General features: G+C 30.6%; 11 protein-coding genes. All 11 read left to right on the forward strand.

What is annotated here, in order from left to right:
* The first annotated feature begins 65 nt into the window (after nucleotides 1–65).
* On the forward strand, nucleotides 66–1,319 hold the full coding sequence (locus tag AACQ14_RS11330; RefSeq protein WP_339363702.1) for an HD-GYP domain-containing protein: 1,254 nt from the start codon (nucleotides 66–68) through the stop codon (nucleotides 1,317–1,319).
* Nucleotides 1,320–1,327: 8 nt separating this feature from the next.
* Nucleotides 1,328–1,849: a DUF5317 domain-containing protein gene (locus AACQ14_RS24765; RefSeq protein WP_353514023.1), complete on the forward strand. Its 522-nt coding sequence runs from the start codon at nucleotides 1,328–1,330 to the stop codon at nucleotides 1,847–1,849.
* A 371-nt stretch (nucleotides 1,850–2,220) separates the two neighbouring features.
* Nucleotides 2,221–3,927: a glycosyl hydrolase family 18 protein gene (locus AACQ14_RS11340; protein WP_339363704.1), complete on the forward strand. Its 1,707-nt coding sequence runs from the start codon at nucleotides 2,221–2,223 to the stop codon at nucleotides 3,925–3,927.
* Nucleotides 3,928–4,097: 170 nt separating this feature from the next.
* A complete protein-coding gene (cwlD, locus tag AACQ14_RS11345; protein ID WP_339363705.1) occupies nucleotides 4,098–4,706 on the forward strand; it encodes an N-acetylmuramoyl-L-alanine amidase CwlD in 609 nt (202 codons plus the stop codon).
* Between the two features lie 94 nt (nucleotides 4,707–4,800).
* On the forward strand, nucleotides 4,801–5,628 hold the full coding sequence (locus AACQ14_RS11350) for a CPBP family intramembrane glutamic endopeptidase (protein WP_339363706.1): 828 nt from the start codon (nucleotides 4,801–4,803) through the stop codon (nucleotides 5,626–5,628).
* A 103-nt stretch (nucleotides 5,629–5,731) separates the two neighbouring features.
* Nucleotides 5,732–6,784, forward strand: coding sequence for an L-threonylcarbamoyladenylate synthase (locus AACQ14_RS11355; RefSeq protein ID WP_339363707.1), 1,053 nt, complete (start codon nucleotides 5,732–5,734; stop codon nucleotides 6,782–6,784).
* A gap of 17 nt (nucleotides 6,785–6,801) precedes the next feature.
* On the forward strand, nucleotides 6,802–7,278 hold the full coding sequence (locus AACQ14_RS11360; protein WP_339363708.1) for a low molecular weight protein arginine phosphatase: 477 nt from the start codon (nucleotides 6,802–6,804) through the stop codon (nucleotides 7,276–7,278).
* A complete protein-coding gene (gene rpiB / locus AACQ14_RS11365; RefSeq protein ID WP_339363709.1) occupies nucleotides 7,262–7,693 on the forward strand; it encodes a ribose 5-phosphate isomerase B in 432 nt (143 codons plus the stop codon). Before AACQ14_RS11360 ends, rpiB begins: the two co-directional genes overlap by 17 nt.
* 19 nt (nucleotides 7,694–7,712) lie before the next feature.
* Nucleotides 7,713–8,153 carry a deoxycytidylate deaminase gene (locus tag AACQ14_RS11370; RefSeq protein WP_339363710.1) on the forward strand — a complete coding sequence of 147 codons (441 nt, stop codon included), beginning with the start codon at nucleotides 7,713–7,715 and terminating at the stop codon, nucleotides 8,151–8,153.
* Nucleotides 8,154–8,179: 26 nt separating this feature from the next.
* On the forward strand, nucleotides 8,180–9,238 hold the full coding sequence (locus tag AACQ14_RS11375) for a glycosyltransferase family 4 protein (RefSeq protein ID WP_339363711.1): 1,059 nt from the start codon (nucleotides 8,180–8,182) through the stop codon (nucleotides 9,236–9,238).
* A gap of 58 nt (nucleotides 9,239–9,296) precedes the next feature.
* The gene (locus tag AACQ14_RS11380; protein WP_339363712.1) at nucleotides 9,297–10,784 is read left to right on the forward strand and encodes a hypothetical protein; all 1,488 of its coding nucleotides are present in this window, start codon (nucleotides 9,297–9,299) and stop codon (nucleotides 10,782–10,784) included.
* The last annotated feature ends 36 nt before the right edge of the window (nucleotides 10,785–10,820 follow it).

Genomic DNA, 10,820 nt, shown 5'->3' on the forward strand with positions numbered 1-10,820 from the left:
GATTAGCGTTTGGTAGAATATATATGATTGGTTAGTCGACTTTTTATATATATGGGGGTATACGAATGAAGAATAAAAAGGGTATGCTAATATATATTATTTTTATGAGTATGTTAGCTGTAACTGTTTTATATTTCCTTTATAATAAGTATGAAATAGGTCCAGCAGAAGATGTACTCTTTTGGGGACTATTGGCTACGGTAACTGAAACTTTTTTAATATCTTTTCCTTCTGGGGTAGCTGTTTCTGTCGGACTTGCAGTTACTGTAACGGCTATGATTATATGTGGTCCGACTACTGGTGCAATAGTTGCTGGTATTGGATTCGTTTTTCGAATGCCTGTAATTGAAGGAGAGAGAAGACATATTTTTAATACACAGATTTCAAGAACAATATTTAATATTTCTCAAGTAGTAGTTGTTATTGGTATTGCCGGGGAAATATTATATGGAGTACTTGGATATACAAAAGGAACTCTAAATACTTTATCGGAATTAGTTCCAGTAGTACTTATAATAATATTAATATGTGAAATATTAAATTCATTCTTGGTAGCGATTATGATAAATCTTATGCATGGAAAAAATATATTAGAAACATTTATAAATAACTTAAAAGGTATTGTTCCAAGCTTATTGGGAATTGGTGCTCTAGGCATAATAATGGCTCTAGCTGATATGAGATACGGCAAAGGTGTAGTTGTTCTATTTTTCGCACCTTTACTAGTAGCAAGGTATTCGTTTAAATTATATTTTGAATCCCAATCTATGGCAATGGAAACAATACATGCATTAAATGACGCTTTGGAAGTAAAAGATGCTTACACAGGAGGACATGCAACACGTGTTGGGGAGTATGCTGTCAAACTTGCAAAAGCATCAGGTATGAAGAAAAAAGAAGTTGAAATGATTCGAACAGCAGCACTTCTTCATGACATTGGAAAAATAGGAATACCTGATTTCATTCTTAATAAAAAAGGTAAACTAACAAAAGAAGAATATGATATTATAAAAGAACATCCTGTCATGGGTGCAAGAATACTTAGTAATGTAGACTCACTAAAAGAGATATCAAATATTATCAGACATCATCATGAAAAATATGATGGAACAGGATATCCTGATTCCCTAAAAGGTTCTGATATTCCTATAGAATCAGCTATCTTAGCTATAGCTGACAGCTTTGACGCAATGACAACAGATAGACCATATAAAAGAGCTATGGCTTCTCTAGAAGCGCTAGATGAATTAAAAGGAAACAAAGGTACCCAGTTCAATCCTCTTTTGGTTGATGAATTTATTAAAGTTATGTATGAATAGGTGAGAATATGATACTCGAAGGCATTGTTTTATCTATTATAGTTGGATACATCAGAAAAGGACGATTAATCAACTTTGAAAATATAGAAATCAAAGCATGGTATTTAATCATTGCATGTCAACTACTCCAAATAATAGCTATTCGACTAGGAAACATTATTAATATCAACACAACTGCTTTCTACATAATGCATATATTATCATACATAATACTAATAATACCACTTGTAATAAACCATAGATTACTATCTATGAACCTATTATCTATAGGTACAATCTTAAACTTAATTCCTATAGCATTAAATAACGGAAAAATGCCCGTATATCTACCACAAGGTGTTAATGCATCCTTTGATATGGGACACGTACTAGCCACTAATACAACTAAAGCATACATACTATCCGACATAATTTCAATACTAAGACCATATCCCTTACCTAAAATCATTAGTATTGGCGATATATTCATCCTAATAGGAATCTTTCTCCTAATCCAACACGGAATGCTTAAAACCAAAACCAAAGTATAAAATTCTTCTAGCCTTGTCATGATCTTATCCACCAATACAGAAGTGGTTTTTTAATGTACTCCAAATTAAAATAATTCTAAAATATTCACAATTTATATTTTTATACATTTTCATATTCTAATATACACATCTCCTCACAAACCAAACTACCCACAAAGTGTTATATAGTTAAGTTTTACGCAGACCGTTCCTTTGGAGTAAGGCAAGTAAAACTTAACTATATAACACAACGTAGCCATCAGTGAAAAAACAAAATTTCATAAAGTACATTCTTATCATTCCTAGTCACAATTTGTTAACAATTTAATTTGTCGACAACTGTTAAATGAACGAGAAGTTTGTGATATAATACCTTCAAGGAGTGATAAATAATGAAAAAAGCAATGAAAATTGTAATGATTTCTTTACTTTTGCTACTAGGGGGATTTTTTGCTTATCATTACATAATTGATATGCTGCCTAATTTTGAACAAGCAAACATAAGGGAAATATTACCAAACTATCAAAAAGGAAACCTATCAGTTATAATTGAAGATGAAAATGTAGAAATAAACTACACACCCAAATTGGTAGAAGAAAAACTCTACCTGCCAGTGGATTTAGTTAATAAATATATAGATCCTTATTATCATTGGGATGAAAAAGAAAAAACATTAACTTATACAACTAGCAATAAAGTAATCAGAATGAAAAATGATGATCTTACATATTTTGTAAACAGTGAACCATTAGAGTTAGACATGCCCATAATGACATTTGAAACAGACATGGCATACATACCTATGGACTTTATCTTAGAATTCTCAGATATAGAATTTGAACTAAACAAAGACCTTAAGATACTTGTTTTCGACTATCTAAGTAATAAATATAAAACATCTAATGTTGTAAAGAAAAAATCCTACATAAGATTAGACACAAACGAAAAAAGTAAAGTTGTAGAAAAGCTATCCATTAATGATGAACTAAGAGTATATGAACAATACGATGGATGGGTAAAAGTTAGAAGTGAAAGCGGGTTATTAGGTTATATGAAAAGAACTGATTTAGGGGTAATAAAAGACATATATCCAAAAATAGCAAAAAAAGAAGACGATCCACAGTATAACGATAAAAAGAATATTGATGGTCTTATTAATATCGCTTGGCACCAAGTGACAAGAACGGCTGCTAACAGTTCAGTCAAAAAAGTATTAGAAGACGTTAAAGGTCTTGATGTCATATCACCAACTTGGTTTTCAATTAAGAATTCAGACGGAGATATAAGCAATATCGCTAGTAGTGAATATGTACAATATGCAAAATCAAAAGGATATCAGGTATGGGCACTATTCAGCAATAAATTTGACAAAAAGATTACTCATGATGTACTAAGCAGTACTGAAAAAAGAGAAAAAGTCATAAAACAAATATTAGCATTAACGTCTATATATGATTTAGACGGTATCAATATAGATTTTGAAAACGTTGCAAAAGAAGACGGAATATATTTTGTACAATTCATAAGAGAATTAACACCTTACCTTAAGGCTCAAGACGTAGTCGTTTCTGTAGATACCTATGTACCTTCAGCTTGGACAGCTCATTATAATAGAACTGAAGTAGGTAAGGTTGTTGATTACGTTATCATAATGGGTTACGATGAACACTGGTCAACATCACCTGAAAGTGGTTCTGTAGCCTCAATAGGTTTTGTTGAGAGAGGTATCTTGGATACCCTGAAAGAAGTCAGGAAAGAAAAAGTTATTCTAGGAATACCATATTATACTCGTTTATGGACAGAAGAAGAAGTGGATGGTTTGATTAATGTATCTTCTAAAGCATACAGTATGGATAGGGCTAGAGAAATACTTGATGATAATGATGCAGAAATAGTGTGGAATGATGAAGTGAAACAATTCTACGGTGATTATGAAAAAGATAATAAAGTTTATAAGATTTGGCTAGAAGAGGAGCGTTCCATAGAAGAAAAGGTCAAGCTGGTAATTGAGAATGATTTAGCTGGTGTTGCCGGATGGAAAATAGGATTGGAAAAAAATGAAATATGGGATGTCTTACATGATTATTTGAAGAAATAGGTAGAAAATAATTCATATATGCATAATAAGTATGTCTTAATTAATATATTTATAAAAAAATGCTTGGTGGATATATGATAATAATTATTAAAAAAACTCATGTCCTAATGTGGGTAGTGTCTTTGATAATATTAATATTTTTGGTAGCAACCATACTATATGCCAATAAGGTGATTAATGTTTTTTCAAGTGTGGAAAAAAAATATGTTGTTGTCGTTGATGCAGGCCACGGAGGATTTGATCCTGGCAAAGTAGGAGTCAATGGTGAATTAGAAAAAGATATTAATTTATTAATTGCAATAAAATTAAAAGAATACTTGGAATATAGTAAAGTACACGTTGTTATGACACGTGAAGATGAAGGCGGGCTATATAGGGAGTCAAGCAATAATAAAAAAAGAGAAGATATGAACAAACGAAAAGAAATAATTAATACAAGTGGGGGAGATTTACTAGTTAGTATACATCAAAATAGCTTTTCTCAAGAAAAATATAAAGGAGCCCAAGTTTTTTACTATGCTTCATCTGATGATGGCAAAAAATTAGCTCAGAACATACAGCAAGAAATAAAAGCTTTTGTAGACAATGAAAATAATCGACAAGTAAAAGATAGTAATTCGTATTTTATATTAAAGCAAACTAATATACCAGGTGTTATAGTAGAATGTGGTTTTTTATCCAATTATTCAGAGGCAGAATTATTGACGACTGATATATACCAAGATAAAATTGCATGGGCTATTTACATTGGAATTATGAAATTTTTAGAAGAGAAATAAATTTTAGGGCTGTCTTAAAACACATTTAATGGTAATCAGGTGCCTTATCATGTATTTTAAGACAGCCCTTTAATAGATATTAAGGGGTGTAAATATGAACAGATTGAAAGCTTTTGGGAATAGTGTAATATACGTGGTTATTTCCAAGTTAATACAGGTATTAGCAGTTATAGTCGCAGGTATTTATTTTACTATGAAGCTTAATATGTATGGAACTACAGGTGAAGATTTATATAGTTTTTTTGCTAATCATTCTTTGTTAATTACTATAATTGCGTGGGTTGTTACTTTTGGTATTATTTTATTAATATATATAATAAGCAAAAAGAAGTTTATTAATGAAACTAATCTAAATAAAAAATTACCATTAAAGACTATAGTTATATGCGTAGTATGTGGCATAGGTATTAATATAGCTATAGATGGAATTCTAACTTTGATAAATATAAATGAGCTGGCTCCTGAATACGAAGAATTGATGGCAAGTATCTCCAGCAATAATTTTTATATTACTCTAATTAGTGTGGGAGTATTAGCTCCTATATTCGAGGAATTATTATATCGGGGAATTGTGTTAAATAAATTAAGAAACGGATTCGGTGCTTTTGGAGCAGTAATGATACAAGCTCTATTTTTTGGAATAGGTCATATGAATTTAGTACAGGGTACATATGCATTTTTGATAGGTATTATTTTAGGTTATGTAGTTATTTGGACAGGTAGTCTATATAGTTCTATTATATTGCATATTGTAATTAATTCCTTGAGTACGATTATTTCAAATATGCAAGGGAAAGCTATAGGATATAACTACTTGTTAACTTTTATTGGGACTGGAGTCTTGCTGACAATAATTGGATTAAGGATTATATACATGATTAGTGAAAAGAAAGAAACGGATGTAATAGAGTTGATTGATTGACGTTTTACTAAATAATTAGGTTAGACTTTTAATTTGGTAAATATATGGTATAATATATGAGTTGAATTAAATACTATACAGATCATTTTATGGAGACATTTATATGGAAACAATAATTCGTAGAGTAGACATTAATAATATTGATAATAATATAATTGTAGAGGCAGCAAATATCTTGCATAATGGCGGACTAGTGGCATTTCCTACTGAAACTGTATATGGAATTGGTGCTAATTCTCTAGATATCAACGCAGTAAAAAAGATATATATAGCAAAAGGAAGACCTTCTGATAATCCATTGATTGTTCATGTAGCAGGTAAAGAAGATGTCAAGAAATATGTGACTAATATTAGTATAACAGCAGAAAAATTAATGGATAGATTTTGGCCAGGCCCTTTAACTCTAATATTTGAGAAGAAGGATATCATTCCAGATAATATAACTGGAGGACTTTCAACTGTAGCTATTAGAATGCCATCTCATAAAATTGCACGAAGTATAATAGAAGCATCTGATCTGCCTATTGCGGCTCCAAGTGCTAATGTGTCTGGTAAACCAAGTCCAACTATGGCAAAGCATGTAATTAACGATTTAAGTGGAAAAGTTGATATGATTGTTGATGGAGGTTTCTCAGAGATTGGTCTTGAATCTACAGTAGTAGATGTATCAGGTACTACTCCTACAATACTTAGACCTGGTGGAGTAACAAAAGAAATGCTGGAAGAAGTAATAGGTTCAGTTAGTATTGATCCTGCAATTAAGTCTTCAAATAAGAATTTGGTACCTAAAGCACCAGGAATGAAGTATAGACATTATGCTCCAAATGCAGAGTTAATTGTATTTAAAGGGATAAGTGATAAAGTAGTATCTCATATTAATGAATTAGTTAATATAGAACAACAAAAAGATAAACAAATAGGTGTTATAGCTACAGATCAAACAAAAGACTACTTTAATTGTAAGAATATAATAAGTATTGGTGATAAAAATAATCCAGAACAGATAGCATCCAACTTATTTAGGGTATTAAGAGAATTTGATGAAATGAAAGTTGAAATAATATATTGTGAAGCTTTTTCTAAGAAGGACATTGGTACAGCTACTATGAATAGACTTTTGAAAGCAGCTGGTAATAAGATTTTTAATATTGATTAGTCAAAAAAGGTGATTTTATGAATAAAATTATTTTTGTGTGTACTGGAAATACTTGTAGGAGTCCTATGGCAGAAGCTTTGGCTTATAAGAGTTTTGATGATAATGATATTGACATCATAGTTTCTTCTAGAGGTATCCTTGTAACATTTCCTGCACCTGCTAGTGAATATACAGTTGAAGCTGTAAAAGAGGATTATCCTGATGTAATAGGACATGTTGCTACTGCATTCAGTGAAGAAGAAGTTGATAGTGAAACTTTAGTACTTACTATGACTGATAGACATAAGGAATACCTACACATGACATATCCAAATATCAAGGAAAATGTTTTGACATTAAAAGAGTATGTAGATGAATTAGGAGATATAACTGATCCATTTGGTAGTGGAAAAGATGTTTATGTGAAGTGCGCTGAAGATATTAAGGTTTTAATTGATAAATTAGTTAATAAAATTAAAAATATGGAGGAAAAATATTATGATAGCAATTGGTAGTGATCACGGTGGTTTTGAATTAAAACAAGAAGTGATTAAATATTTAGAAGCTAATAAAATAGAATATAAAGATTATGGATGTTATGATCAGAATTCTGTAGATTATCCTGATTTTGCAAAACAAGTTTGTAATGCAATTGTTGATAAAGAATGTGAGAAGGGAATACTTATTTGTGGGACAGGTATTGGTATATCAATAGCTGCTAACAAAGTTAAAGGTATTAGAGCCGCTCTATGTCATGATTGTTTTTCAGCTAAAGCTACCAGAGAACATAACGATGCCAATGTGTTAGCTCTTGGTGGAAGGATTGTTGGTGTTGAGTTAGCTTTAATGATTGTTGATATATTCTTAAGTACTGAATTTTCCAATGACGAAAGACATATTAGAAGAATAAATAAAATAGAAACAGATTAATATATCGGGGGAAAACATTATGAGACCATCGTGGGACGAGTATTTTATGGATATTGTTGAGATAATTAAAGGCAGATCTACTTGCTTAAGAAGAAAAGTAGGTGCTGTTATCGTTAAGGATAGAAGAATACTTACAACAGGTTATAATGGAGCACCATCAGGTTGTAAACATTGTGCTGAAGTCGGATGTCTAAGAGAACAATTAAATATTCCATCTGGACAGAGACATGAGCTTTGTAGAGCTTCGCACGCTGAACAAAATGCAATAGTACAAGCTGCTATGCATGGAGTATCAATTGATGGTGGTACAATATATGTAACTGATCAACCATGCGTTATATGTTCTAAGTTAATTATAAATGCTGGTCTGAAAAGAGTAGTTTTTAAAGGCTCTTATCCAGATGAACTCTCCATGGAGCTATTAAAAGAAGCAGGCATTATTGTAGATAAGTATGAATAAGCTTTTTAAGGGGAGATGGAAGGAAAATGTTTGAATTTCTAAAAGGTATAAATAGTAATTTTATATATATAATTGCTTTTGCCATTGCCTTTGTTATAGCATGTTTTACTACACCACTCAGCAAAAAATTTGCTTATAAAGTTGGTGCTATTGATATGCCCAAAGCTAGAGGAATGAATACAAAACCTATGCCCTTAGCTGGTGGAATATCTATTGTATTAGGTTTTTTGGTTACCATAGCCCTGATTGCACCTTCTATCAAAGATCTGGAACTAATTCATTTGATTGGTCTAATCATTGGTGGTGTTGTAATAACTATTGTTGGATTGCTGGATGATATATATGATTTACCGGCTAAGTTGAAATTATTTTTTCAAATATTAGCTGCTCTAATTGTGATAATCACTGGGACTACAATTCAAGCAGTAAGCTGGCCATGGGCACCTGGTGGTGTTCTACTATTAGGTTCTTTTAGCAATGTTATAACAATTATATGGATAATAGGAGTAACTAATGCAGTTAATTTGATAGATGGATTAGACGGATTAGCCACAGGAGTATCCTCAATAGCAGCACTTTGTTTAATGTTTATATCTATATTAAACGGAGAACCAACTGCTGTACTATTGACCGCGGCACTTGCAGGTTCTTGCTTAGGATTTTTACCTCATAATTTTAATCCTGCCACTATATATATGGGTGATACAGGATCAACGTTTTTAGGGTTTACATTATCAGTTATTTCTATACAAGGATTTATCAAAAGTTATACAGCCATAACAATCATTGTAGCTGTACTTATTTTAGGCTTACCTATATTTGATACTTTTTTTGCAATACTTAGAAGAATAGCTAATGGTAAACCAGTTATGCAAGCGGATAGGGGACATCTGCATCATAGATTAGTTGACAGAGGTTATAGCCATAAAAGAGCTGTACTCACCTTGTATGGTATAAGTGGTGGGTTCGGTATTGCTGGTATACTAATAGCTATGAACGATATAATGTTCGCTCTTATAATTATTGGCTTGATCCTAGTAGTTTGGTTACTTGATTTTATAGCTAGAAGGATTAAAAATAAGTGATAATCATAGTAAATGATAGGCAGATTTATTATATAGTTATATAATGTGAGGAAAATCTATGAAAAAAATTGTACTATTAGTGATTATAACGATAATAGGAATGTTATTACTGTTTTTTAAGAATGATAATTCCCATGAGCTTCAGATTACCATTAACAAAGATTTAGATTTATATATAAGGTCATCAGATGATTTTACCATAAAGGCTGAAGATAAGAACTCTACTGAATATACTCAGTTGATTAGTGAGGAAAATAATTTTTCTGTATATGATAAACAAAATAAGATTGGGTCGGTAGTAGTTATCAATAAAAAAATTGGTAAAGATAATATCTTGTTTTTAAAAGCTAATGGAGAATCCAAGGAATTTTCATTGGTTGTTAAACTTAGAAGTAAAATGAAAGTAAATAATATCATAGAAGGCTTATATGATAATAATGATTTAATGGTCTTCAATAATAGAACCAACGATTCAATAAATATAAATAATGAAAGTCAATTATATCTAGATGGTGAAAATTATAGTATAAGATTGGGTAATCCGTATTATGTTGAGGAATTAGGACATTCTGTAATAGATGTTATTAGTAATAGTAATGGATGGAATATTAATGACAACAAAGGAATTGATACTAAGATACAACTTGATGTTAAAGATAATATGGAGACTAATCTAGAGACTATTATATCATCTAATAAACTAGTTGATTTTGAAGATAATGGTACTCTTGATTTAATACGAAGATTGGACCTATATAATAAGAAGATATTCAGAAGTGATGGTATCTACTATAATATAGCTAATAATTATATACCTTATGGAAGGGAATCCAAATGGAATTATCCTTCAGGGTTTCCACTTATAATAATGTATGAAAATATTAAGGACAATAATTTGTTTAGGCTAGTTGGAATCAGTTTATTATATGACTACATAAACAAATTTAATGAAAATCATTACATACCTAGTTTACCAAGATCAACATGGCTTTATGAAGATTATGATATTGATTATGAATTTTATGATACAAGATTTAATACTGATACTATCATGGCATTAATTTATTGGGATCAAATATTAGATGAGCCTAGAATAAAAGAGATAATTGACAATTATTTTTCGTTTTTTATAGATTATGCATATGTTAATAATTGGAAAACAGAGAATGATGGTTTGTTTATACCAGATTATAAAAACAAAGATGAAAACAAATCTAAAACACACTGTTCTCTTAATCATCTAGTATCAGAAATAAATGCAATATATCTATATGATAAATATTATAATTGTGATAACAAGTACATAATATTGGCTGAAAAGATGCAGCAGGCTATAATTGACACATACAGTTATTGGATAAAGGATAATAATGATTTTTGGTATTGTATAAAACAAAATGGTGAATATGGATTAACTGATTATAGAGAATTAACACTAAAGGATATGAAATTATTAGTTAATCTTTTGAATGAGAGAGGCGAAACCGTACCTAAGGAATTTAACAAGCTCATTGAAAGCAAGACAAAATGGCTTGAAAATAATTAAAAAAGGATTTTTAAAAAGCTATCTCAAAATAAATAT

It is taken from the genome of Vallitalea maricola, assembly GCF_036985595.1.
GTDB lineage: Bacteria > Bacillota > Clostridia > Lachnospirales > Vallitaleaceae > Vallitalea > Vallitalea maricola.

Bases quoted from the DNA above. Each gene is read 5' to 3' on its own strand.
- AACQ14_RS11355 (WP_339363707.1), top strand. From the start codon at position 5,732: ATGGAAACAATAATTCGTAGAGTAGACATTAATAATATTGATAATAAT.
- AACQ14_RS11375 (WP_339363711.1), top strand. From the start codon at position 8,180: ATGTTTGAATTTCTAAAAGGTATAAATAGTAATTTTATATATATAATT.
- AACQ14_RS11350 (WP_339363706.1), top strand. From the start codon at position 4,801: ATGAACAGATTGAAAGCTTTTGGGAATAGTGTAATATACGTGGTTATT.
- AACQ14_RS11340 (WP_339363704.1), top strand. From the start codon at position 2,221: ATGAAAAAAGCAATGAAAATTGTAATGATTTCTTTACTTTTGCTACTA.
- AACQ14_RS11380 (WP_339363712.1), top strand. From the start codon at position 9,297: ATGAAAAAAATTGTACTATTAGTGATTATAACGATAATAGGAATGTTA.
- AACQ14_RS11360 (WP_339363708.1), top strand. From the start codon at position 6,802: ATGAATAAAATTATTTTTGTGTGTACTGGAAATACTTGTAGGAGTCCT.
- AACQ14_RS11330 (WP_339363702.1), top strand. From the start codon at position 66: ATGAAGAATAAAAAGGGTATGCTAATATATATTATTTTTATGAGTATG.
- rpiB (WP_339363709.1), top strand. From the start codon at position 7,262: ATGATAGCAATTGGTAGTGATCACGGTGGTTTTGAATTAAAACAAGAA.
- AACQ14_RS24765 (WP_353514023.1), top strand. From the start codon at position 1,328: ATGATACTCGAAGGCATTGTTTTATCTATTATAGTTGGATACATCAGA.
- AACQ14_RS11370 (WP_339363710.1), top strand. From the start codon at position 7,713: ATGAGACCATCGTGGGACGAGTATTTTATGGATATTGTTGAGATAATT.